This is a genomic window from Bifidobacterium sp. SO4 (assembly GCF_018555355.1).
GTDB lineage: Bacteria > Actinomycetota > Actinomycetes > Actinomycetales > Bifidobacteriaceae > Bifidobacterium > Bifidobacterium miconisargentati.
Map to the genome: position 1 here is coordinate 1 of NZ_JAFEJP010000018.1, position 23,890 is coordinate 23,890.

Annotated in this window: 16 protein-coding genes; 5 read left to right on the plus strand and 11 right to left on the minus strand. The window is 64.7% G+C overall.

Annotated features, from left to right (window positions below):
- The first annotated feature begins 375 nt into the window (after positions 1-375).
- Complete coding sequence (locus tag JS536_RS10370) at positions 376-1,134, plus strand: Sir2 family NAD-dependent protein deacetylase (protein ID WP_214356855.1); 759 nt, start codon at positions 376-378, stop codon at positions 1,132-1,134.
- Between the two features lie 100 nt (positions 1,135-1,234).
- On the opposite strand, the gene ilvA is transcribed toward JS536_RS10370, so the two are convergent.
- From ilvA to JS536_RS10395, 5 genes are all read right to left on the minus strand, one after another.
- A complete protein-coding gene (gene ilvA, locus JS536_RS10375; RefSeq protein ID WP_214356856.1) occupies positions 1,235-2,500 on the minus strand; it encodes a threonine ammonia-lyase in 1,266 nt (421 codons plus the stop codon).
- A 91-nt stretch (positions 2,501-2,591) separates the two neighbouring features.
- Positions 2,592-4,412, minus strand: coding sequence for an alpha-glucosidase (locus JS536_RS10380; RefSeq protein ID WP_214356857.1), 1,821 nt, complete (start codon positions 4,410-4,412; stop codon positions 2,592-2,594).
- A gap of 112 nt (positions 4,413-4,524) precedes the next feature.
- Positions 4,525-5,376, minus strand: coding sequence for a carbohydrate ABC transporter permease (locus JS536_RS10385; RefSeq protein WP_214356858.1), 852 nt, complete (start codon positions 5,374-5,376; stop codon positions 4,525-4,527).
- A gap of 24 nt (positions 5,377-5,400) precedes the next feature.
- A complete protein-coding gene (locus JS536_RS10390; protein WP_109058191.1) occupies positions 5,401-6,312 on the minus strand; it encodes a sugar ABC transporter permease in 912 nt (303 codons plus the stop codon).
- A gap of 22 nt (positions 6,313-6,334) precedes the next feature.
- On the minus strand, positions 6,335-7,624 hold the full coding sequence (locus tag JS536_RS10395) for an extracellular solute-binding protein (protein ID WP_109058190.1): 1,290 nt from the start codon (positions 7,622-7,624) through the stop codon (positions 6,335-6,337).
- A gap of 177 nt (positions 7,625-7,801) precedes the next feature.
- Here JS536_RS10395 and JS536_RS10400 point away from each other — a divergent pair, with 177 nt between their 5' ends.
- Positions 7,802-9,010 carry an ROK family protein gene (locus JS536_RS10400; protein ID WP_214356859.1) on the plus strand — a complete coding sequence of 403 codons (1,209 nt, stop codon included), beginning with the start codon at positions 7,802-7,804 and terminating at the stop codon, positions 9,008-9,010.
- A 253-nt stretch (positions 9,011-9,263) separates the two neighbouring features.
- On the opposite strand, the gene JS536_RS10405 is transcribed toward JS536_RS10400, so the two are convergent.
- Positions 9,264-11,567 carry an alpha-galactosidase gene (locus tag JS536_RS10405; protein WP_214356860.1) on the minus strand — a complete coding sequence of 768 codons (2,304 nt, stop codon included), beginning with the start codon at positions 11,565-11,567 and terminating at the stop codon, positions 9,264-9,266.
- 271 nt (positions 11,568-11,838) lie between these two features.
- A complete protein-coding gene (locus JS536_RS10410; protein ID WP_214356861.1) occupies positions 11,839-12,375 on the minus strand; it encodes a nucleoside deaminase in 537 nt (178 codons plus the stop codon).
- A gap of 143 nt (positions 12,376-12,518) precedes the next feature.
- Between JS536_RS10410 and JS536_RS10415 the strand changes: the two genes are divergently transcribed.
- The gene (locus JS536_RS10415) at positions 12,519-14,591 is read left to right on the plus strand and encodes a Na+/H+ antiporter (RefSeq protein WP_214356862.1); all 2,073 of its coding nucleotides are present in this window, start codon (positions 12,519-12,521) and stop codon (positions 14,589-14,591) included.
- Between the two features lie 140 nt (positions 14,592-14,731).
- On the opposite strand, the gene JS536_RS10420 is transcribed toward JS536_RS10415, so the two are convergent.
- On the minus strand, positions 14,732-15,535 hold the full coding sequence (locus JS536_RS10420; protein WP_214356863.1) for a sulfite exporter TauE/SafE family protein: 804 nt from the start codon (positions 15,533-15,535) through the stop codon (positions 14,732-14,734).
- Positions 15,536-15,619: 84 nt separating this feature from the next.
- Positions 15,620-16,378 carry an alpha/beta hydrolase-fold protein gene (locus JS536_RS10425; protein ID WP_214356864.1) on the minus strand — a complete coding sequence of 253 codons (759 nt, stop codon included), beginning with the start codon at positions 16,376-16,378 and terminating at the stop codon, positions 15,620-15,622.
- A 296-nt stretch (positions 16,379-16,674) separates the two neighbouring features.
- Between JS536_RS10425 and dcd the strand changes: the two genes are divergently transcribed.
- Both dcd and JS536_RS10435 read left to right on the plus strand, forming a co-directional pair.
- Entirely contained in the window at positions 16,675-17,256 is a 582-nt protein-coding gene (gene dcd, locus JS536_RS10430) for a dCTP deaminase (protein WP_109058214.1), read from the plus strand.
- A gap of 84 nt (positions 17,257-17,340) precedes the next feature.
- Positions 17,341-18,999, plus strand: coding sequence for an FIVAR domain-containing protein (locus JS536_RS10435; RefSeq protein WP_214356865.1), 1,659 nt, complete (start codon positions 17,341-17,343; stop codon positions 18,997-18,999).
- A 240-nt stretch (positions 19,000-19,239) separates the two neighbouring features.
- On the opposite strand, the gene JS536_RS10440 is transcribed toward JS536_RS10435, so the two are convergent.
- Both JS536_RS10440 and JS536_RS10445 read right to left on the minus strand, forming a co-directional pair.
- On the minus strand, positions 19,240-22,236 hold the full coding sequence (locus JS536_RS10440) for a cation-translocating P-type ATPase (RefSeq protein WP_214356866.1): 2,997 nt from the start codon (positions 22,234-22,236) through the stop codon (positions 19,240-19,242).
- Positions 22,237-22,451: 215 nt separating this feature from the next.
- Positions 22,452-23,843 (minus strand): MFS transporter, encoded by a 1,392-nt coding sequence (locus JS536_RS10445; protein WP_214356883.1) that lies wholly within the window; start codon positions 23,841-23,843, stop codon positions 22,452-22,454.
- Positions 23,844-23,890: the final 47 nt, after the last annotated feature.

Sequence of the window (23,890 nt, forward strand, 5' to 3'; positions counted from 1 at the left end):
ATTGACTATAAAGAAGTAGTACAAACACGCTCTTGAGTTCTCAAACCACCACCACACCAACACGCAGCCAACCAACCAAAGGAAGGAAACCCGCCGTGCCGAGCGGCAACAGGTGAATAACTTACACGCCACAAACCAAACACGCAAATCGGCATCACAAAAAGCGCCGAAAAACGTTGCAACGCCGGCGTTCTCTCGGCGTGTCGCAAACCAGCCATATAAGGGCTCAACCACGCCGTTACTGCTCAACATACGCCGCAGATACGCTCCGCAACCCCGGATATCCAAAAATATGAGATGCGTTTACCGAAATATCTTCTTCGGCGGGGCTCTCCCTTGCCCCGCCGTTCACGCAACGCGGGTATACCTGTATCTATGACAAAGAAGATTGCTGTATTGACCGGCGCCGGCATCTCGACTTCCGCCGGCATCCCCGATTTCCGTGGCCCCGACGGCGTGTGGACCAAGCACCCCGATCAGATGAGCGTGTACGACATCGATCTGTTCCTGCGCAACAAGGAGGATCGCGAGTACTCCTGGCGCTGGCAGAAGGAGTCGCCGGTGTGGAACGCGCAGCCGGGCGCCGCGCATAAGGCGCTGGTCAAGCTGGAGAAAGCCGGCATGCTCACGTTGCTGGCCACACAGAATTTCGACGCGCTGCATGAGAAGGCCGGCAACAGCCCGGATCTCATCGTGAACCTGCACGGCACCATCGGCACCTCGCATTGCATGAAGTGCCATCAGAAGTACGATACGGCGGACATCATGGCCCGACTGGACGAGGAGCCGGATCCGCACTGCCATCGCAAGCTCAAGTACCGCGGCGATATGCCGTGCAACGGCATCATCAAGACGGACGTGGTGTATTTCGGCGAGGCGTTGCCGGATGGTGCGATGGAGAAGTCGTACGACCGCGCCACCAAGGCCGACGAACTGTGGGTGATCGGCTCCACACTGGAGGTGTTCCCGGCGGCGAGCATCGTGCCGGTGGCCGCGCAGGCCGGGGTGCCGATCACGATCATGAACATGGGCCGCACGCAGTACGACCGTCTGGCCACGCGACTGATTCACGAGGACATCGCCGTGGCGCTGCCGCAGCTGGTGGACGAGACGATCGCGGAGAACGCGGAGTAGTCCACGACGATCATATTGACCTATCTAACGTAGAACGGCTTCCCTCAACAGTATCGAGGGAAGCCGTTCTTGTATCACAGCAGATGCGCGAAACACCCAATCAGTAGATGCGCTTGGGCTGGAAGCCAGCCTGACGCAGCGCCGCGAGGATGCGGTCGATGTGGTCCGGACCGTTGGTCTCCACGGTGACGCCGAGGGAGACGGCGTTGGTGTAATGGCCGGACGCCTTGAACTGGTCGTGGTCGAGGGCGATGACGTTGGCACGCTGTTCGGCGAGCAGCGTGGCCACCTTGACGAGCTGGCCCGGCGTATCGGGCAGCTCCACCTCGAAGTTCATGATGCGGCCGCGGGCGATCATGCCCTTCTGGATCACGGCTCCCATGGTCACGGTGTCGATGTTGCCGCCGGACATAATCGGCACCACCACATGCGGGCCACCGGCCTGCGCGAACTTGCGGGAACGCAGGTTCAGGTGCTCCAGCGCCGCCAGGGACACGGCACCGGCCGCCTCCACCACGAGCTTGTGCTTCTCCAGCATGAGCAGGATCATCTCGTTGATGTCACGCTCGGAGACGGTGACCAGATCGTCCAGGAACTCGTTGAGCAGCGCGAACGGCAGGTCGCCCGGGTGCTTGACCGCCACGCCTTCGGCGGAGGTGAGCACCTGATCGGCCGGGGACACATGACCGGAGGCCAGCGAATCCTTCCATGCCGGGGAGCCTTCCGGAATGGCGCCGATCACGCGCACGTCCGGCTTGAAGGTCTTGATGGCCAGCGCCACACCGGCGCCGAGGCCGCCACCGCCGAGCGGGACCACCACATCGGTGACGTTCGGCACGTCTTCGATAATCTCCAGGCCGATGGTGCCCTGGCCGCAGATGACCTCGTAGTCATCGAACGGCGGCACGTAGATCATGCCCTGGGTTTCGGCGAGTTCGGCGGCGTGGGCGGCGGCCTCGTCGAACACGTCGCCGTAGAGCACCACGTCGGCGCCGTAGGCCTTGGTGGCGTCCACCTTGAGCGGCGGGGTGATCTGCGGCATGCAGATGGTGGCCTTGGCGCCACGTTCGCGGGCCGCGTAGGCCACGCCCTGCGCGTGGTTGCCGGCGGACGCGGTGACGATGCCGCGGGCCAGCTGTTCCTCGGAAAGGGATGCGATCTTGTTGTAGGCGCCGCGAATCTTGAACGAGCCGGTGACCTGGAGGTTCTCCGGCTTAAGCAGAATCTCATGGCCGGTCATGTCGCTCAGGGCGGGCGAGGGAATGATCTCCGTGTGACGGGCGGTGCCCTTGAGTCGTTCGGCGGCGAGCTTCAGTTCCGCTGCGTGGTCACGCTGCAGCGCTTTCAAAACATCCTTTTGTTCCATGGTGGATATTGTAAGACGGCGGGCCGTTTTCCACGGTCCGCCGTCTCGGGTTTGGGTTGCTTTGGGGCTATAGGATGCAGCCGCCCATCACTTACAGCTGGACGACCACGGCCTCCCACGGGTCGAGCTCGCGGTTGGCCAGCGAGACCACGGCGTGGGATGCGTCGTAGGTGGAGATGACCACATCCGGTTCGGTGACGCCGCCGGCCACCAGTTCGGCGGATTCACGCGGCAGATCGACCGTGCGGCCGGACATGTTGACCACCACGAGCAGCTTCTCCGTGCCCAGCGTGCGGGTGAAGGCGTAGACGTGCTCGTCATCGGCGTCCAGCAGGTGCCAGTCGCCGGCCGCGATCACCGCGCGCTCATGACGCAGGGCGATCAGCGACTTGTAGAACGAGTACACGGAATCCGGATCGTCGAACTCGCTGGCGGCGTTGATCTCCGCGTGGTTCGGGTTCACCGAGATCCACGGTTCGGCGGCGGCGTCCGGGGCGGTGAAGCCGGCGTAGGCCGAGGCGTCCCACTGCATCGGGGTGCGAGAGTTGTCGCGGCCGCGGGCGGCGATGCCGGCCATCATCGATTCTGCCGTCTGCACCTTGGCCTCCTCGACGCGCTGGCGGTAGGCGTTGAGGGATTCGAGGTCGCGGTACTGGTCGAGGCGGGTGAAGTGGGCGTTGGTCATGCCCAGCTCCTCACCCTGGTAGACGTACGGGGTGCCGCGATGCAGGTGCAGCATGAGGCCGAGGGCCTTGGCGGAGCGGACGCGATTCTCCTCGTCGGAGTCGTCGCCCCAGCGGGAGACCACGCGCGGCTGGTCGTGGTTGCCGGTGAACAGGCTGGCCCAGCCGGCGTTCGCCACGGCGGTCTGGTAGCCGGCCATGATGCGCTTGAAGCCCGGCAGGTCGAGCGGCAGCGGCTTCCACTTGACGCCTTCGCAGTCGAAGTCCACATGCTCGAACAGGAAGAGCATGTCCAGTTCGCCGTTGACGGGGTTGGTGATGTGCTCGTTGCGCTCGGCGGTGATGCCGGGGGCCTCACCCACGGTGAGGAAGCCGTCGCGGCCCTCGAACACCTCGCGGCGCATCTCGGCCAGGAACTCGTCCTGACGCGGGCCGTCGGCGCAGAACGGGTTCGGGTTGGAGTAGCCCTCCTCGCCCACCGGCAGGTCCTCCAGTTCGGAGCCAGCCTCGCCGGGCAGCTTGCCATTAGCGTCCGTACGCTTGGAGATCAGGGTGATGACGTCCATGCGGAAGCCGTCGACGCCGCGATCGAGCCACCAGTTCATCATGTCGTAGACCGCGCGACGCACGGCCGGGTTCTCCCAGTTGAGGTCGGGCTGCTTCTTGGAGAACTGGTGCAGGTAGTACTCGCCGCGCTCCGGGCTGTATTCCCAGGCGGAACCGCCGAAGTAGGAGCCCCACTGGTTCGGCTCGGCACCCGGCGTGCCGGGCTCGTGGCCCGGACGGGCCGGACGCCACCAGTACCAGTCGGCGTGCGGGTCGTTCTTGTCTTTGGAGGCCTTGAACCAATCGTGCTCGTCGGAGGTGTGGTTGACCACGAGGTCCATCACGATCTTCAGGCCGCGCTTGTGGGCCTCGGCCAGCAGCTCGTCCATGTCCTCCAGGGTGCCGAACAGCGGGTCGATGTCCTGGTAGTCGGAGATGTCGTAGCCGTTGTCGTCCTGCGGGGACTTGTAGACCGGGGAGAGCCACAGCACGTCCACGCCGAGGTCGGCGAGGTAGTCGAGGCGGGAGGTGATGCCCTTGAGATCGCCGAAGCCGTCGCCGTTGGTGTCCTGGAAGGAGCGCGGGTAGATCTGGTAGACCACGGCGTTCGACCACCACGGATTCGGGGTGGCGCCGTTGGTGCGGATGGAGTCGGGGATGATGGTGCGCTGCGTGGTGGTCATCGCGTGAACCTTTCTGGTGCGGATATCGTCTTTGATTACTGCTTGGTAGTTATTAAAACAGCCCGATGGTTTTATTCCCATCGGGCTGTTTGGCGGGCGTGGCGGAAAGTAATTACTTGACCGCGCCCCTCATAACGCCACCCACGACCCACTTCTGGGCGAAGATGTAGACGATCAGGATCGGGGCCATGGCCATGAGGTAGCTGGAGAAGGCCATCGGGTAGTTGGTGGCGAACTGCGAGCTGAAGACGTACTGGGCCAGCGGGATGGTCTGGTTCGACTGGTCCGTGAGCACGATCAACGGCAGGAGGAAGTCGTTCCAGGCCCACAGGGCGGTCAGGATGGCGATGGTGGCGTTGATCGGGCTCATCAGCGGGAAGATGATGGTCCAGAAGATGCGCCAGGTGGACGCGCCGTCGATGCGGGCCGCCTCCTCAAGCGAGACCGGGATCGAGCGGATGAAGCCGGTGGCGATGAACAGGTTCGTACCCAGGCCGAGCACCGTGTACAGGATGATCAGACCCACCTGGTTGTCCAGGTGCAGAGAGCCCATCTGCTTGGCGATCGGCAGCATGACGACCGGGAACGGCACGAACATGGCAGCGATGAAGAAGTAGTACAGGAAGCGGAAGAAGCGCTTGTCCATATTACGGGCCACCGCGTAGGCCACGAACGTGTTGGTCAGGAGGGTGAGCACCACGGCGGCCACCGTGATGATCGCCGAGTTGAGTGCGGCCTTGGGGTAGTTGACCTTGGCTGAGGCGTCAGCGAAGTTATGCCACTCCCACGAGGTCGGCAGGGCGAACGTGCCGGCTTCGGCCGGGGTCTTCAGGGCCGTGACGATGGTGAAGTACAGCGGCACCAGGATGGTCAGCGAGAGCACGGCCACGGCGGCGGTCAGCCACCAGTTGATGTTGTGGTCGCGACGGAACTTTGTAGTAGAAGCACCGGTTGCAGTAGTCATGATTAAATCCTCTCCCCGTAGAAATCAGATCTGTTCCTGGCTGCGGGAGATGCGCAGCTGTACGAAGGCGATGATGGCCAGCACGATGAAGAAGAGCACGGCGTTCGCGGTCTGGTAGGCGTACTCGCCACCGGTCAGACCGCCCTTCCAGATGAGGTAGGTGACCGTCTCGGTGGCGGAGTTCGGGCCGCCGTCCGTCAAGGCCACGACCTGGTCGAAGGTGCCGAGCGCGTTCTTCATGGACAGCACGAGGTTGATGGTGAAGAACGGTCCGATCAGCGGGAAGGTGATCTTCCAGAACTTCTGCCAGGCGTTGACGCCGTCGATGGCGGCGGCCTCGTAGATCTCGTCGTCGATGGTCTGCAGACCGGCCAGGTAGATGAGCACGGAGTAGGCCACGCCCTGCCACACGGCGAGGAAGACGATCGGGATCCAGCTCAGCTTCTCGTTGGTGAGCAGCGACGTGGACAGCCAATCGATGCCGAGCGCCTTGCCGAGCTCGGGCAGCGGGTTCATGAAGATGTACTTGAACACGTAGCCGATGACCAGCACGGAGAGGGTGTAGGGCACGAAGAAGATGGCTCGGAAGCCGTTCTTGAAGGCGATCTTCGAGTTCAGCAGCACCGAGAGGAACAGCGCGATCACGTTGATGAGCACCGTGATGGCGATGGCGATGAGCAGCGTGAACAGGTAGGCGTGGCCCACGCGGTTGTCCTGGAAGAGGGCGATGTAGTTCTTGAAGCCGATGAACTTGTAGTCGCCGTAGCCCTGGGAGTTGGTGAAGGAGTACTTCACGCCGTCCAGGAACGGCAGGTAGAGGAAGAAGGCGAAGATGATGGCCGCCGGGACCACCATCCAGTAGTAGGCCGGATCCACCTTGCGCTTGGAGAAGGCGTCCACCTTCTTCTTGGTGGCTTTGCGGGTTGCGTTGGACATGATTACTCTCCTCTCCTACTCGTCACTCGAAGGTCCTGGCCTGGACCTTGTCCCATTCGGTCTGCATCTGGTTCAGGAACCGGTCGGTGTTGCCGGAGGTCACCATGGTCTGCAGGTAGCCGCCGATGTTGATGGACGAGGGGATGTAGTGGTCGCAGAAGTCGGCCAGGCGGTTCTCCTCGAAGAACGGACGCACGGTCTCCAGCGCGTCGTTGCCGAAGTACGTGTCCTTGAGCGGGGTGATGGCGGACTGGGCGTCGGCGTAGGAATCCAGCTGCTCCTTCTGCATCATGAACTCCACGAGCTTCATCGCCTCTTCCTTGTGCTTGGTGTTGGCGCCGATAGTGAGCATCACGTCGTCGCCGGCGGTGAGGATCTGCTCGTCAGCGTTGTCGGTGGCGGGCATCTGGGCGAAGCCGAGGTTGATGTCTTTGTTGATGAGCAGAATCTGCGGGATGGCGTAGGTGCCGAGCGGGATGATGGCGGCCTTGCCCTGGGCGAAGCTCTGCGTGCCCTGCTGGTAGGTGACGCCGGTGTCCTCGGTGGAGTAGGTGAAGAGCTCGGCCTCCTTCTCGACCGTGGTCTTCCACAGCTCCTGGAATGTGGTCTTGCCCTGCTTGAGTTCGGTGTACTTGGTTTCGGGAACCAGCGTGCCGGCCAGGGATGCGAGCGGGGCCTGCGTGGTCCAGGCGTCGGCCACGGAGCCCTGCAGCGGGTTGATGCCGGCTTCCTTGAACTTGTTGAGCATGTCCGTGAACTCGGTCCAGGTGGTGGGCGGGTTGTCCGGGTCGAGGCCGACCTGCTCGAAGAGGTCCTTGTTGTAGATGTAGCCGGAGGCGTTGCCGGCGAACGGCAGGCCGTACAGGCGCTTCTTGGCCGGATCGGTGGTCTGCACGAGGTTCTTGGCGATCTTCACCATGCCGGGGTTGAGGGTGTCCACGATCGGCTCATCGGTGAAGTCGTAGAACACGCCGGAGGCGGCGAACATGCCGAAGCTGATGTCGCCGTTGAAGGTGATGACGTCCGGCACGCGGTTCTTGACGAAGCGGGTGCGCAGATCGGTCTGGGCGTTGGCGGAGTTGTTGATGTTGACCTTGATGGTCGGGTTCTGCTTTTCGAAGTCCTTGACGATGGCCTTGAACGTGTCCGCGGCCTCGGACTTGAACTGGAAGAAGTCGAGGGTGACGGTTCCGGCGGTGCTGGAACCGCATCCTGCCAGGCCGAAGCCGACGGCGATCGCGCAGGCCGCCGCGGCGATGCGCACGCCCAGACGCTTCAGTCTGGATGTTGAATTGGGGGAATCTGACAGCATATGTGACTCCTTTATCTTTACCTTCCAACCGCCGGCTCCTATGCCGTCGGCCTTCCACCCTTCAAAGGTACCGATTCGGCCATTTCATTCCCAGCGCCAGCGAGCCAGCTTGCGTGTGCAATTAAAAAAGCGGTATTTTGTGATTAACGCAATTAATTCTTCGCGAAGGGGCATGAGTTGGCTGAGTCCAATGCGATTCCGCAGTGGTTTTCCGGTTCCGAACATACGCATCGGGTGGCTGCGGCGGTGGCCCAGTACGGCCCGATCGCCCGCACCACACTGGCTCAGATGCTGGGACTGAGCCAGGGGGCGCTCTCCCGCATCACCAGCGATCTGATCTACGCGGGAGTGATCGAGGAGCTGCCGGCCGCCTCAGGCGCCACCGGCAAGCTGCCTGAACGGTTCACGCCCAAGGAGAATTCCGATCGCAGGGGCCGTCCGCAGACCTCGCTGGTGTTGTGCTCGAACGCGCGCACGTTCGTGGGCGTCAAGGTGCATGGCACGTCGATCGTCTCGGCGGCGGTGAACGCGCACGGCGAAGTGATCTCGAACCGGCATGAGGCGCCCATCGGCGAGGACCAGTCGCCCGAATACGTGACCGGCGCGATCGCCCGGCTTACGGCGGCGTGCACTGACGATGTGGTTTCGGCGGGCCTCCCCTCCCCCACCGCGGTCGGCGTGGCCGCGGGAGGCCATGTGGTCAACGATTCGGTGGTGACGTTCGCGCCGTTCCTCCATTGGGACGGCGAGACCGATTTCGGCGCGATGGTGGGCAAGGCCACCGGGCTGCCGTGCGGGGTGTTCAACGACATCGATTCGCTGCTGGTGGATGCCTCATGGTTCGGGCCCGGCGTCGGGCTGGACATGTTCGCCGTGGTGACCATCGGCATCGGCGTGGGCTATTCGCTGGCCGTGCACGGCGAACCGGTGAGCTATCCGGACAAAAGCTACGGTCTGGTGGGCCATGTGCTGGTCGATCCGGAGGGGCCGCGCTGCACCAGCGGTCACATCGGCTGCTCGCAATGCCTGACCGATGATTCGATCGCGGAGCAGTATTCCGCGATCGTGGGCCGTCCGGTGACGTTCGAGGACTTCGCCCGCGACGCCCGCGCGCACGTGCCGCAGGCCTCGCAACTGGTGCATCGCACATGCTTCCGGTTGGGTGCACTGGTATCCATGGTGGCGAACATCGCGATGCCGGGCCATGTGATGATCGCCGGGGAATCGGCGTTCCTGGCCAAGCTGGGCACCGATTCGCTGCGCGACGGCATCAGGCATTACCGCCACAGCCAGGCCGCGCCGGTGAAGTTCACGATCGTGAACCACGACTGGCAGCTGTGGGCCAAGGCCGCCGCCAGTCGCGTGATCGTGAAACATATCGGGTGATTGGCATTTCTTGGCTCCCCTTGACAGGGGAGCTGTCGAACGCAGTGAGACTGAGGGGTAGCTGAAGAGCAGACGTACACGTCTGCGGGCCAATGTATCGGCCATAGGCCGATTCCATATTTACGGCGATGCCGCGTGTTTGGTATCGGCTTATGAAAGCCGATACTGTTTTCCCGCAGGCTTTGCCTGCTCTTCAGCTACCCCTCAGTCCGCTTCGCGTCCAGCTCCCCTGTCAAGGGGAGCCAAGTATGGCTTATTCCGCCACGGCCTTGAACAGGACGGCCTGCTGGGGGTGGAGGGACGGCGGACGGATGCCGTAGCGCTGCAGGGCTTCGCCGGTCATCAGCACGCCTTCCTCGTTCCACCAGCCGAGCGTGCTCTGACCATTGCCCAGACCGGTCAGGTCGAGGCTCGGGTCGAGCGGGCTGACGCGGTACGTGCGCTCGGGGTCGAGGCCGGGCAGTCGCACGGGCGCGGCCGGGTAGGTCTGGCCGGTGGTGAGCTGGGTGAAGCGGTAGATGGCGGCGTCCTTGCTGGGCATCACCATGCCGTCGAGGCGGACGGCCGGATCGTTGACATCGGCGTGCACGCAGGTGTCGATGGCGAACCAATCGCGGTGCTTCTTGAATTCGGCCACCCACACGGCCAGCTTGGCGAGCGCCTCGTCCGGTTCCTTGAGCAGGTTCCATTCGATGCCCATATGACCGAAGAACGCCATGGCCATGCGCAGTTCCTGGCTGGTGGCGCGCTGGGTGGAATGCGCCGGGCTGGCCCCCACATGCTCGCCGATCATGGCCGGCGGCACAAGCAGCGAGGTGTAGCGCTGGATGTCCGCGCGCTCGACCGGATCCACGCAGTCGGAGGCCCAGATGCGGTCGGCGACTTCGAGGATGCCGAGGTCCACGCGGCCGCCGCCGGAGGAGCAGCTTTCGATCTCCAGTCCCGGATGGCGGGTCTTGAGGCCCTTGAAGATCTCGTAGACGGCGAGGGTCTGCGCATGCACGGCCGGGCGGCCGGAGCGGCGGGAACCGGGCTCGGTGACGAGCTTGTTGTGATCCCACTTGATGTAGTCGATGCCGAGCTCGCCCACGAGGGCGTCCATGGCACCGAAGATGTAGTCGAACGCATCCCGGTTGGTCAGGTCGAGCACCTGCTGGCTGCGGCCCTGCATGGGCAGGCGGCCGGCCGTGGGCGAGAGGATCCACTCCGGGTGCGCGCGCACCACGTCGGAATCGAGGTTGACCATCTCGGGCTCGAACCACAGGCCGAACTGCATGCCCTTGGCGTGCACGTAGTCGGCGAGCGCCTTGAGGGACTTATCGCCGTCGGGCCAGACGTCCTGCGAGATCTGCCAGTCGCCGAGACCGGAAGTGTCGTCACGGCGGGAGCCGAACCAGCCGTCGTCCACCACGAAACGTTCCACGCCGGAAGCCGCGGCCTTGTCCGCCAGGGCCTTGAGCGTATCGAAGTCGTGGTCGAAGTACACGGCCTCCCAGGTGTTGAGGATCACCGGACGGCCCTGCGAGAACAGGCGCGGATGACGGGAGCGCACGTAGGCGTGGAAGCGGGCGGCGATCTCGTTGAGGCCTTCGCCGAACGAACCGAACAGCCACGGGGTCTCGTAGGAGCTCTCGCCCTCGCCCTGGGCGGTGAGCGTCACCTCGCCGCCGAACAGGAGTTCGCCGCCGCCGATGATGCCCTGCGTGTACGGCAGTCGTTCCGCGGACAGCACGGAGTTGCCGCTCCAGCCCACGTGGACGGACCATGCCTCGCCGTGCTCGAAACCGAAGCCGGGCACGCCGGCGGTGAGCAGCAGGCTGGCGTCGAAGTCCGGGCGGCCGGCGAGCTGCGGCTTTTCGAAACGGCCGACGGTCAGCGGCTGACGCTGTGGACTGCGTTCGCGCAGGTGATGGCCGGTGGTGGTGAGGATTTCGCCGGCCAGTTCCGGCACGGGGAAGCCGAGTTCGATCTTGCCGATTTCCAGCGGGGCCTGGTCGACGCCGGCGAGATTGGTGACCGTGGCCTTCTGTCGGGCCAGTCCGCCGGGCATAAGCTCAAGACGCCATTCGATGCCGACGCCGTTTTCCTGATCCTGTGCGGTGACGACGACTCCGGGCACGCGCACCGGGCCGGTGGTGCGGGCATGGCCGGTCACGTCCGTGTACTGCTCGGCGGTGACGGCGTCCAGCGATGCGTCCAGCACGCCTTCGGTCTCGATGCCGGTCACGGTGAACTTGGGGAACAGTTCGACGCCGTCGCGGCGCAGGACCACGCGCTGCTCGCCGATCCAGCTTTCGGACTGGGTGGGCAGCACGGACGGCCATGCGGTTTCGTCGAGCGCGCCGGAGACGCGCTGCGGCTTCAGGGCGTCGTACGCGGCGAGCAGGGTCTGTGGATTGGCGAGCGGGCGGCCCCAGTGGACGATGTGCGGCAGGTCGTCGCCGGCGAAGACCAGGCCCAGAGCCACGTTGGCGGTGGGCTGGGCGAGGTATACGGCGGTGAGTGCGGTGCCGTCCGAGGCTGCGCCGGTGAAGGTGAGGGTTTCGTTCTCGGCCATGATGGCGGTGTCTCCTTTGACTTGATGGTTGCGGACGCTTTACTGCTGGTTCCGATGGTAGGAAAAACGGAATATGTTGACTCAGTGCAGCGTGTTGGCCGGGGGAAGTAAGTATTTGGCGATTATCTGGCTCCCTTCTTTGAGGGGAGCTGTCGCCAAAGGCGACTGAGGGAAGTCTCACGGCACGATGAGTCACTCCCCTCAGTCAGCTTCGCTGACAGCTCCCCTCAGAGAGGGGAGCCGAAATAGTACGGGGCTACGCTCAACTGAGTTAGCGACGGGCGGCGAAGAAATCAGTGAGGATGGTCTGGCAGTCGCGCTCGAGGACGCCGCCGTAGACCTCGGGCGTGTGGCCCACGTGCGGATCACGTGGGATGTCCCAGATCGAGCCGCAGGCGCCGAGTTTGGCGTCCCACGCACCGAACACGATGCGGCCGATATGCGTCTGGATGCATGCGCCTGCGCACATCGGGCAGGGTTCGAGCGTCACCGCGAGCGTGCAGTCGGCGAGGTTCCAGGAGCGGGCCGAGCCGGAAACGGCACCGGCATCATCGGCACGGGTCCGGCCGGTCGGCACGGGCGTATCGCCGATGGCCGCAGCCAGTTGCCGGCGCATGGCCGCGGCCTCGCGCATCGCGATGATTTCGGCGTGGGCCAGCGGGTCTCCCCCGGCCTCGCGGGTGTTGTATCCCCGGCCGATGATCCGTCCGTCGGCGTCCAGCACCACGGCCCCGACCGGCACATCGCCTGCGAGCGCGGCCTTGCGGGCCAGGTCGAGGGCGGCGAGCATCGCTTCCTTATCGTTCATACGACGAGTCTAAGCCCGGACGAATCAAGCAACCACGTCCGATCCGCCGGGTTCCGGCATCACCTGTCCACTCTGGGCGTACGTTTACGCATGAGTTCCAATTGTTTTTCTATACTTTTCACGACACGAGAGAGGGTGGGATCATGGCGGTATTCGAGCTCATTGTATGCATCATCGCGGCAGTGGTGTTGAGCTCGTTCGTCAGTCGCTTCATTCCCAAGGTTTCCACGCCGCTGGTCCAGATCGTGCTGGGTGTGCTGGTGGCCTACCTGCCGTTCTTCCCGGACGCGAGCCTCGACCCCGAGCTGTTCATGGTGCTGTTCATCGCGCCGCTGCTCTATCTTGAGGCGCACGAAATCGACAAATCGTCCCTGCTGAAAACGCTGAAACTGAGCCTTTCGCTGGCCATCGGACTGGCGATAGCCACGATGGTGGCGGTTGGGTTCATCCTGCATGCCGTCTGGCCGGCCATCACGCTGGCCGCCGCATTGGCACTGGGCGCCGCGCTGGGACCGACCGATGCGGTGGCGGTGAGCTCGCTGGGCAAGGAGGCATCGCTCACGCAGCGCCAACGCGGCGTGCTCAAGGGCGAATCGCTGTTCAACGACGCTTCCGGCATCGTGGGATTCCAGTTCGCGCTGGCCGCGGCGTTCACCGGGACCTTCGCCGTGGGCGAGGCCGCCGGCGAGTTCGTGGTCTCGTTCATCGGCGGCACCGTGTTCGGTCTGGTGGTCGGCATGCTGGCCAACTGGGTGTTCGAAACCGTGCGTTCGATGGGTTGGGAGACCACCACCACGCGCATCCTGATGGAGCTGTTCCTGCCGTTCCTGCTGTACCTGGGTGCCGAGGACTTCGGCCTGTCCGGCATTCTGGCGGTGGTGGCCGCCGGCCTGTTCACCCGGTTCGACCGCACGGGCGTGGGCCCGAACGTGGCGCGCACGAACATCGTTTCCGCCTCCGTGTGGGGCGTGCTGAGCTTCTCGCTCAACGGCGCGGTGTTCATCCTGCTCGGCATGCAGCTGCCGCTGGCCATGCAGGCCAGCTGGTCCGACCCGCATATCAGCAACAACAAGCTCATCGGCATCATTCTGCTGGTCACCGCGGTGGTGATCGTGCTGCGATTCATCTGGGTGGCGGCCATGCTGCGCATCGCGCGCGACATCAACACCGGCCAGCGCCGCAAGATGACGCCGGAACGCTGGCGTTCGGCTGCGGTGATGACGTTCGGCGGCCCCAAGGGCACCATCACGCTGTCGCTGATGTTCACCATCCCCTACTACCTGGCGAGCGGCGTGCCGTTCCCGATGCGCGACGAGCTGATCTTCATCGCCTCGGGCGTCATCATCGTCACGCTGCTGCTGGCGAACTTCCTGCTGCCGTTGCTCGCGCCGAACCGCGGCAAGGATCCGGCCGCCGAGATGGTGCCGATCACCATCGAAGTGCTGCGTTCCACGGTCGAGGAGCTGACCGGGCGCATCACGCCGGAGAACCGTCGTGCGGTGCTGGTGGTGATCGACCTGTACACCAAGCGCATCAGCCGTCTGAAGCAGCGCATCGGCGAATCCGACCCGCAGGGCCTGGAGCATCTGCAGATCGAGGCGCTGCATTGGGAGAAGGAATTCGTGCGCGACAGGCTGGCCGAGCTCAAGGCGCATCCGGACGCGGATCAGGCCACGCAGGAGCTCAACATCGAGGCCTGCGAACGTATGCTCGACCAGATCATGAACACGCTGCGCCATACGTCGACCGACCCCACGTCCGGGCACACGGTCTCGCAGATCCGCGGCCGCGGACGCATGCTGCAGCGTCGACTCAGCAACCTCACCAAGCGCACGATCTCGAAGATCCGCCATACCACGCCGCTGGTGAGCGAGGATCAGATCTTCGCCCGCACGCGCGAGATTCAGGTGGAGGCGATTCACCACGTCATCGATCGCCTGGTGGATGAGATGGGGCAGGATACGTACAACACCGAGCACTGCTCGGCGCTGCTGCTCGACTACCGCCGTGCGGAGGCCTCCTTGCAGTCACGTCCGAACATGAGCGGCAGTGCGGCGGCCATCACGCAGATCGAGGAAGTCAAAAAGGAAAGCTACGGCATCGAGCTCAGCGTGATCCAGGACATGTTCGAGGCCGGAGACATCAACCGCGCCCAGATGCGTACGTTGAGGCGGAATATCTATGTGATGCAGGTCGATGCCGATTCCGGCATCTAATCTAATCCTTTTCTTGGCTCCCCTCTCTGAGGGGAGCTGTCGAACGAAGTGAGACTGAGGGGAGTCGTCGGGTGATTCCCGTGGTGCTCCCCTCAGTCGCCTTCAGCAACAGCTCCCCTCTCTGAGGGGAGCCAAAGGTCTCACCGCCGCGTGGCCTTGATCGCCACCCAGAGGGAGCGGACGAGCAGGACGCACAGGTAGACGGTGAACAGGATGGCGCCCACGCGCGGGGTCACAGCGGCGGCCATCCATGTGCCGAGCGGCGCGGTCAGGGCGGCAACGATACCGATGATCAGGGCGGCCTTGACATGCACGAGCCGCCGCCGCGTGTTCGCCACGGATGTGGTGATGGCGTTCGGGAACATGGCCAGCAACGACGTACCACGGGCGATCAGATCGCTCGCACCGAAAATAATGGACAGCGCCGGCACGCAAATGGCACCACCGCCGATGCCCAATAGGCCGGCCAGAATACCGGCGATCACGCCAAACGCGATGAGCCCGATCACCGTACCCACGCTCATGACGATCCGCGAATCACGCGACGGATTCGACATGGCCTGATTGACGATCACGAACACCAGGAACAGCACGAACGCCCATCGCAGCACCAGCTCCGGCAACTTGGACAACAGCCACGATCCGATCTGCCCGCCCACGAACATGCCGCAGAACACCAGCGCGGCCGCGGCCCAATCCACATCACCCTCCACGGCGTAGGACACCACGCCGGAAATCGCGGTGGGCACGATCGCCATCATCGACGTGGCCGCCGCATGGCGCTGCGTCAGGCCCAGCCAGACCAGCGCGGGGACGATCACCGTACCGCCGCCGATGCCGAACAGACCGGACAGGATGCCCACGGCCACGCCCACCACGGCCATGATCACAATGCCGCGCGGGGACTCGTCCAGATGGTTCTCGTTGATGCTCACTTCACTCATGGCATCAGTCTATGACCGGATCCCGCGGAAGCAGTCCCGGCGTCCGTTCCCGCATCACGTGCCGCGCCTGGGACGACGCACGGCCTACAGCACGCCGGAGGTGATGTCATGGTCGAGCAGCCATTGGCGCAGGTCGGCGAATTCCTCAAGGCTCACGTTGTGGTCGAGGCCGTGGTAGCTCTTGGTCTTGAGCCACGTGTGCTCCTCGAGCCAGGCCGCGGCAGCGAACAGCTCGTATTTGGGAATCACGCCGTCGAGTTTGCCGTACGTGTAGAAGACGGGGATGTCGTAATCGGCGAGGCGATCGTCGGCGGGGGCCGTGCCGGGCACCTGGCCGGGCGCGTTGAAGCCGGACAGGGAGATCACCGCACGGTATCGCTCGGGATTGAACCGCAGCAGATGCACGGCCACGAGCCCGCCCTGCGAGAAGCCGAGCGGCACCACGTCACGGTCGGCAGGAATGTTGGCGGCGACCCAGCAATCCACGGCAACAGCCGCCGCGTAGGCGTCATAATCGAGGTCCTCGCCCACGGGCAGCGAGTCATGCAGCCAGGCGTAGTTGCCGGGCTCGCGGCTGCCGGGCTCCGGTTCGGCGAGCGTGAGCGGCCCGCGCAGGGCTGCGAAGTCGTTGTAGGGGGCGATGAGGCGCATGATGTCCGCCATCTCCTCCTCGTTGGAGCCCCAGCCGTGCAGGCACAGGAACAGCGGATGCGTGGGGTGCTGCCCGATGCCGCCGCGGGAGGTCAGCACGTGCTCCACGGTCAACGGGTCGCCGAAATGCCCCGGAACGGTGGTGGATTCGCGGCCGATGAGCGGCCGGTCTGCATTCGCTTCGTTGCTCATACCTGCCAATGGTACGGCCGCGCCGTTACGCCCCGCCCGACCCGGCTCATGATCTGGGTCACAAAAAAGAACCCCGGCGGGGTGTCCGCCGGGGAGAGAAAGGAGAGAGAAGAAGAAAGGGGTTCAATTGTCGGGAACTGCTGCGGCTCCTGATCAGCGTCTTGTTTTGCTGACATGACTTATATAACCATTGGTTTCTGGGTCTATCTCTAGGTTTTTCTGAGAATAACCTGAAAATCGGTGTCTCCACACAGAACGCTAGACTGGGCAACAGTATAAGAAAGCAAGGAGTTTGTATGCTGCTGTCCGACCGCGATATTCTCGCCGCCCAGGCCGCCGGTCATATTGCATTGGATCCGTGGACCCCGGAGATGGTGCAGCCCGCCTCCATCGATGTCCGTTTGGATCGTTATTTCCGTTTGTTCAACAACCATGCCTACACGTATGTGGATCCGGCCGAGAACCAGGGTGCGCTCACCGAGCAGTTCGAGGTGGGCCCGGACGAGCCGTGGATCCTGCATCCCGGCGAGTTCGCGCTGGGCTCCACGTGGGAGTATGTCAAGCTTGATCCGACCATCGCCGCCCGTCTTGAGGGCAAGAGCTCGCTGGGCCGACTCGGCATCCTGACCCACTCCACCGCAGGTTTCATCGACCCCGGTTTCGAGGGTCACATCACGCTGGAGCTGTCCAACGTCTCCACGCTGCCGGTCAAGCTGTGGCCGGGCATGAAGATCGGCCAGATGTGCTTCTTCCAGCTGAGCTCGCCGGCCGAGCATCCGTACGGTTCCGCCGGCACCGGTTCGCATTACCAGGGCCAGCGCGGCCCGACGCCCAGCCGGTCCTACGAGAACTTCTACCGCGCGCATATCGACGACTGACGTCCGCCCAGCGCGTTCCCCCATACTTCCGGCCGGCCTCAGCGCCGGCCTTGCCGTTCTGCCCGTTGTTTTCAAGGAGATGCCATGACCAATATCGATGGCGGTTTTGATTTCGATTTCCAGCACCATGAGAAGTCCTCCAAGCCCACGGTGCCGCCGCTCGACGCCCCCACGGTGGCCCAGCCCGCTGCGGTCTCCCCCACCGTGCCGGTCGTCCAGTCGGCCCCCGCAGCGCCCGCCGCCCCCGCAGCCGGCTCCTCGACTGCCGGCCAGCAGCAGTACATCTGGGATCAGGCCACCCAGCGATTCATCCCCATCGCCCCCACCGCGGCTCCCGCAACCGCACAGCCCGCGGCCGCGACCCAGCCGATGATGCAGCCGCCCACGCAGCCGACCGCCTACGCGGAGGCGACGCAGCCCATCACGTCCGCCGCGACCCAGGCGACCATGGCGTACGGCCAGCCCGCCCAGCCGACCCAGCCCGTGCGCCCCGCGGCCTCCTCCGCGGCGACGCAGGTGTTCCAGCCCACGCAGGCCGGCGCCACGCAGGCGATGCCGTACGCAGGTGCCGCCGCTCCGGCTCAGTCCGCACAGGCGACTCAGGCGACTCAGGCATACGCCCCGCTGGGCACCACGCCGATGCCCCGATCCACGGCACCGGCCGCACAACCGCTGGCACAGTCCGCCCCGGCTTTCGCACCGTCGGGCATGCCGTCCGCAGCCGCGGACAACGAGGCCGCCACCCAGGTGTTCCAGCCGTTGACCGATGCCGTGCAGCCCGCCGCCCAGCCGGCCACGCTGCCGCCGTCGATCCTGCCGGGCGATCCGGTGGATGACGAACCGGACGACGACGAGTCGAAGGGCCACGGCTCCCGTCGTGGCGGCGGCAAAAAGAAGAAGCACACCGGTGCCATCGTGGGCGGCGTCATCGCGGCTATCGTGGTCATCGCACTGATCGTGGGCGGCGTGATGTTCTGGCGCACCAACAGTTCCAAGGTGAGCCATGCGGCGGCGTTGGTGGAGTGCAAGGCCGCCGCCACCCAGTACGACGCGGCCAAGGCCAAGCTCACCGCCGCCGTGACCAACGGCGAGGCCAGCGCGCAGACCTCCTCCAGCCAGGTGGCGGACTCCACCACCATCGACACGCTGAACCAGGCGCTGCAGGATGCGGCCAATCCGGCCGAGACCGCCAGTTGCGATTCCTCGCTGACCGCCGACGAGCTCAAGGCGCAGGCCAAGGACATGCAGACCCAGGTGAGCGACGTGACCGACAAGACGGACGCCATCAACAACGCGATCAAGGCCCTCAAGGCCTCGAAGGACACGGCCAGCACCGATTCGCTGAAGTCCAACCTGAGCTCGGCCATCTCCAGCGCGCAGACCACGCTGAACAACTCGGCCGGCGCCGTGGCGGACGAGTCCACCCGCACCGCGCTGCAGAGCGCCATCACCGATGCGAACAACGTGCTCGGCAGCTCCAACCCGTCCGAATCGGATGTGAACAACGCCATTTCCGCATTGCAGAAGGCTGAATCGGACGTGAACGCCTCGATGCAGGCCCAGCAGCAGGCCAATTCCAGCACCTCGAACAATTCCGGCACCAGCAACGGCAACGGCACCACGGAGAACGGCACGACCGGCGGCACCACCACGAATAACGGCGGCACGACCGGTAACGGCACGGGCACCGATTCGTCCAACACCGACGACTCCGGCACGGCGGACGACTCATCCGCCAACTAAGCCACGGCTTCCCGCCCCATGGTGTAGGGGATTCCCCATGATGTAGGGAAAGTCCCATGATGCAGGGTCGCAAAACGGCTCTATTCCGCCAAAACCGAAAATCGCATCCCTACATCATGGGACTTTCCCTACATCATGTGCCCCGCAACACCCGCCGAACACATGTGCAACGGCCCGGACCTTCGCAATTGAGGGTCCGGGCCGTTGGTTTTTGTCCCTAGGATTAGAAGAATTCAGGCGTTATTGGCGCTTAGCCATTATTCTTAGCACAATCTTGCGCAACTCGGAAGCGACAAGCACAAATGCCGCCAAACCGATACATTCCAGCCAAGCCAGCGGGCTCAGCGGCGTGGTGCCGAACGGGCCGTTGAGGAACGGCACGTAGATCACCACGAGCTGCAGCGCCACGGACAGGCCGATCGCACCCCACAGCCACTTGTTCGAGAACAGGCCCACGAACGCGGACTGCAGGTGGGAGCGGGAGGCGAGCGCGTTGAACAGCTGGGCGAACACCAGGATCGTGAAGCCCATGGTGCGGGCCTCGGTCATCTGGGCCTCGTGGCCGAGCGTGTCCACCGAACGGTCGGTGAACAGGCCGCCGGCGAGGTGCATGTCCATGCCGATCAGCGTCACCGCGGCCATGATCACGCCGATGTAGATGATGTCGCCCCACATGGAGGCGTCGATCACGCGGTCGGTCACCTTGCGCGGGCGGCGGCTCATCACGTCGTCGGTCTGCGGATCCACGCCCATGGCCAGCGCCGGCGCGGCGTCGGTCAGGAGGTTGATCCACAGCAGCTGCGTGGCGAGCAGCGGCACGGTCACGCCCACGGTCTCCGGCTGTCGGATGCCGAGGAAGCCGGCCAGCACCACGCCGAAGAACACGGTGAACACCTCGCCCACGTTGGAGCTCAGCAGGTAGCGTAGGAACTTGCGGATGTTGTCGAAGATCACGCGGCCCTCGCGCACGGCGGCCACGATGGTGGAGAAGTTGTCGTCCGCCAGGATCATCTTGGCGCTCTGCTTGGTCACCTCGGTGCCGGTGATGCCCATGGCCACGCCGATGTCCGCGGACTTGACGGCCGGGGCGTCGTTCACGCCGTCGCCGGTCATGGCCACGATGTTGCCCTGGCGCTGCAGGGACTCGACGATCTTGAGCTTGTGCTCGGGGGCGACTCGGGCGTACACGGACACGTCCGCGGTGGCCTTGTCGAGCGCGGCCTCGTCGGGCAGGGCGTCCAGCTGGTCGCCGGTGAGCGCCTTGCCGTGCCTATCGATGATGCCGAGATCGGAGGCGATGCGGGCCGCGGTGAGCGGGTGGTCGCCGGTGATCATCACCGTGCGGATGCCGGCGCGGTGCGCCTCGGCCACGGAGTCGCGGACCTCGGTGCGCGGCGGGTCGATGATGCCGACCATGCCGTTCCAGATGAGGTCGGTTTCGATGGCCTCGGACTGGTCGGCGATGTCCGCCACCTGTCCGGCGGCGTTGACGGTCACGCCCGGCACATCGGCCAGACTGCTGGTCTCCAGCGGGCGGCAGGCCTGGCCCAACGTGCGGTAGGCCTCGGAGGAGAGACGTTCCACGGTCGCCAGGATGGACTGGCGGTCGCCTTCGGTGAGATTGCGCACGTGACCGCCCACGCGGATGCGCGAGCAGTAGCTCAGGAGCACGTCGGGCGCGCCCTTGGCGAACACGGTGAGCTTGCCGGAATCGGTGTCGTCCTTGGCGATGATGGACATGCGCTTGCGTTCGGAAGTGAACGGGATCTCGGCCACGCGGGTGAAGCGTTCGGCCTTGCGATCGGCCTTGACCTTGCGGGCGGCCACGATGAGGGAGACCTCGGTGGGGTCGCCCACGATCTCCCAGCGACCGTTGGCGTCCTGCCGTAGTTCGCCGTCGTTGGCCAGCGCGCCGGCGGCGAGCGTGGCGACGACCTCGTCCGCGATGGTGCGGGCCTCGTCCGATTCGGGCGAGACGCCGCCGGTCATGACCATGCGACCTTCCGGAGCGTAGCCGGTGCCGGTGATCTGCACCTCGCCGGACGGGGTGACCACGCGCTCGACGGTCATCTCGTTGCGGGTCAGGGTGCCGGTCTTGTCCGAGCAGATCACGGACGCGGAGCCGAGGGTCTCGACCGAATGCAGCTTCTTGACGATGGCGTTGTGGGCGGCCATGCGCTGCACGCCGAGCGCCAGCACCACCGTAAGAATCGCGGCGAGGCCTTCCGGCACAGCAGCCACGGCCAGCGAGACGGCGAGCAGCAGGGAGTCGATGACGTCCTGCGTGTCGTTGAAGCCTTCCAGCACGGCGAGCGCCGCGAGCACCACCACGGCGATGATGCACACGGCGATGCCGAGGATCTTGGAGACGTAGTCCATCTCCTTCTGCAGCGGGGTCTTCTCGTCCTCGGTGGCGGAGAGCATGTCCGCGATCTTGCCGACCTGCGTGTTCATGCCGGTGCCGGTCACGATGGCACGGCCGGTGCCCTGCGTGACGGAGGTGCCGTTGAAGATCATGTTGGCGCGGTCACCCAGGGCCTTGGCGGATTCCAGGGTGTCCGGCTTCTTGCCCACCGGCACGGATTCGCCGGTCAGCGAGGCCTCGGCGATGCGCAGGCTTGCGGCGTTGACCAGTCGGCCGTCCGCGGAGACCGAGTCGCCTTCGGCAAGGACGATGATGTCGCCGGGGACCACGTCCGCGGTGTTGATGCGCTGCACCTTGCCGTCGCGCAGCACGGAGGTCTGCGGGGCGGTCATCTGCGCGAGCGCCTCGACCGCGGCTTCCGCCTTGGCCTCCTGGATGTAGCCGAGCACGGCGTTGACGATGAGGATGAGGACGATGACGAGAGCATCGAACGGCAGCGCCTCACCGCCTTCGGCGCCCGGGTGGGCGTTGGCCTTCTCGATGAACCAGGCGATGACCGAGATGACGGTTGCCGCGAGGAGCAGATAGACCAGCGGATCCTGGAACTGGGCCAGGAACTTTTTCCATTTGGGCACGGGCGGCGCGCTGGCGAGCTCGTTCGGGCCGAATTTGGCGAGGCGGCGTTTGGCCTCCTCCTCGCTCAGGCCCCGGCTTGGGTCCACATTCAGGGCTTTGGCCACATCGGCGGCACTGGTCAGGCTGGGATCCGTATCCCCCAACAGCGCTTTCTGGGCGCGCACTTCTTCTGATTCCGGGACCTCTTGCGTTGCGGTCGCGGACTGTTCGGATTGATCCTTCAGGCGATCAACCATACTGTTCTCCTTGGTATAGCCGCGGAGTAGTCAGTCCTGCGGCTTTTGCCGGGTTTTCTCTCCCAGCCGTCACGCAAGGACTGCGCGGTTATGGGCATCGACGCAACTGCTGCCGATGCATACGATTGCCATTATTCCATAACCGTGGTGATTGCTCGGCGCACAGCGTAATGGCGTTTTGTATGGTTACTTCCGCATGGCCGACGTGGCCGCTGTCAGCCGGCGAGCTGGTCCTGGAGGTTGCGGGCGATGGCGCGGTCGCGGGAGGATTTGGTCAGTCGCAGGCCGATGGTGACGGCGATGAGCACGAGCGTGCAGGCGATCCACAGCGTGCGGCCGCCGAAGCCACTGATGGTCCAGCCGCCCACGAGCGGCGCCAGCGCGATGGAGACGGACCAGATCACGTTGTACACGCCCTGGTAGGTGCCACGCGCGGAGGCCGGGGCCATGGCGGCCACGGTGGTGGTGGCGATGGGGAACGTGCCCAGTTCGCCGAGCGTCCAGAGCACCACGGCGAGCGCGAATCCGGCCCAGGAATGGGCCACGATCTGCACCGCGTATCCTACGACCGTGACGGCGAGGCCCACGACGAGCACACGCGAGTTGCCCATGCGCGCGAACAGTTTCATGGCCGGAATCTGCAGCGCGCACAGCATGAAACCGTTGATGGTGAGCAGCACCGAGTACTCCCCCAGTCCCAGGCCGAGGTCGGTCATGGCGATGGGCAGGCCGGAGGTCGACTGGAAGTAGACGAGGTAGTAGCCGAACATCAGCATGGAGAAGGCGAGGAAGGGCACGTCGGTCAGGACGCGACGCCAGTTGTCGCGCAGGGACGGGGCGGACGGGGCTGCGGTCGCCGCAGAATCACCGGACGATGCGGATTCGGTACGGCTACCGTCATCGCGGACCTCGGCGGTCGCCGCAACGTCACCGGTGATGCCAACGTTCGCGGGCTTGTCGTCCGACGTCGATTGCGTACGGCCGTCATCGCTCCGACCTGAGACCGCCGCACGTACGGCACCGCCCGGACCGGGCACGGCGATTCCCAGGTGCCGCACCTCACGGAAGAAGGCGATCAGCAGCACGGTGACGGCCACCATCACCGCAGCCTCGACGTAGAACATCAGCGAATACGAGACCTTGACGAGCTGGTTCGCCACGATCGGGCCGATCGCGTACCCGAAGTTGATTGCCCACGATTGCAGTACGTAGGCGCGCTGCTGGCGCTTGACGGGCACCACGTCCGCGATGTACGCGGCGATGGCGGGGCTGGGCAGCGAAGCGAACGCGCCGTAGACGAACAGGGCGGCGCCGATGGCCACCGGTGCGGTGAGCGCGGAGACCACGAGCAGGGCGATGGCCGCGCCGATCTCGCCGATGATGATCATGGATTGGCGGCCGAAACGGTCGGAGAGCGTGCCGCCGAACAGGCAGCCGATGATCGAACCGAAGCCGTACATGGAGACGACCGCGCCCACCACGCCTTCGTTGATGTGCAGCGCGGAGACCAGGTAGATGGACAGGAAGGAGGTGACGAACCGTCCCATCCACAGGATCAGAATCGCCAGCCACAAGCCCCAATACACCAGGGGCAGTCCGAATATCATGCGCTGCTGCTTCACGCTCAATACCTTAGCAACACCCGGCACGCTTG

Excerpts from the sequence above, each read along its gene's own strand:
- JS536_RS10370 (WP_214356855.1), top strand. The coding sequence starts at position 376 with ATGACAAAGAAGATTGCTGTATTGACCGGCGCCGGCATCTCGACTTCC.
- ilvA (WP_214356856.1), bottom strand. The coding sequence starts at position 2,500 with ATGGAACAAAAGGATGTTTTGAAAGCGCTGCAGCGTGACCACGCAGCG.
- JS536_RS10380 (WP_214356857.1), bottom strand. The coding sequence starts at position 4,412 with ATGACCACCACGCAGCGCACCATCATCCCCGACTCCATCCGCACCAAC.
- JS536_RS10385 (WP_214356858.1), bottom strand. The coding sequence starts at position 5,376 with ATGACTACTGCAACCGGTGCTTCTACTACAAAGTTCCGTCGCGACCAC.
- JS536_RS10390 (WP_109058191.1), bottom strand. The coding sequence starts at position 6,312 with ATGTCCAACGCAACCCGCAAAGCCACCAAGAAGAAGGTGGACGCCTTC.
- JS536_RS10395 (WP_109058190.1), bottom strand. The coding sequence starts at position 7,624 with ATGCTGTCAGATTCCCCCAATTCAACATCCAGACTGAAGCGTCTGGGC.
- JS536_RS10405 (WP_214356860.1), bottom strand. The coding sequence starts at position 11,567 with ATGGCCGAGAACGAAACCCTCACCTTCACCGGCGCAGCCTCGGACGGC.
- JS536_RS10410 (WP_214356861.1), bottom strand. The coding sequence starts at position 12,375 with ATGAACGATAAGGAAGCGATGCTCGCCGCCCTCGACCTGGCCCGCAAG.
- JS536_RS10415 (WP_214356862.1), top strand. The coding sequence starts at position 12,519 with ATGGCGGTATTCGAGCTCATTGTATGCATCATCGCGGCAGTGGTGTTG.
- JS536_RS10420 (WP_214356863.1), bottom strand. The coding sequence starts at position 15,535 with ATGAGTGAAGTGAGCATCAACGAGAACCATCTGGACGAGTCCCCGCGC.
- JS536_RS10425 (WP_214356864.1), bottom strand. The coding sequence starts at position 16,378 with ATGAGCAACGAAGCGAATGCAGACCGGCCGCTCATCGGCCGCGAATCC.
- dcd (WP_109058214.1), top strand. The coding sequence starts at position 16,675 with ATGCTGCTGTCCGACCGCGATATTCTCGCCGCCCAGGCCGCCGGTCAT.
- JS536_RS10435 (WP_214356865.1), top strand. The coding sequence starts at position 17,341 with ATGACCAATATCGATGGCGGTTTTGATTTCGATTTCCAGCACCATGAG.
- JS536_RS10440 (WP_214356866.1), bottom strand. The coding sequence starts at position 22,236 with ATGGTTGATCGCCTGAAGGATCAATCCGAACAGTCCGCGACCGCAACG.
- JS536_RS10445 (WP_214356883.1), bottom strand. The coding sequence starts at position 23,843 with ATGATATTCGGACTGCCCCTGGTGTATTGGGGCTTGTGGCTGGCGATT.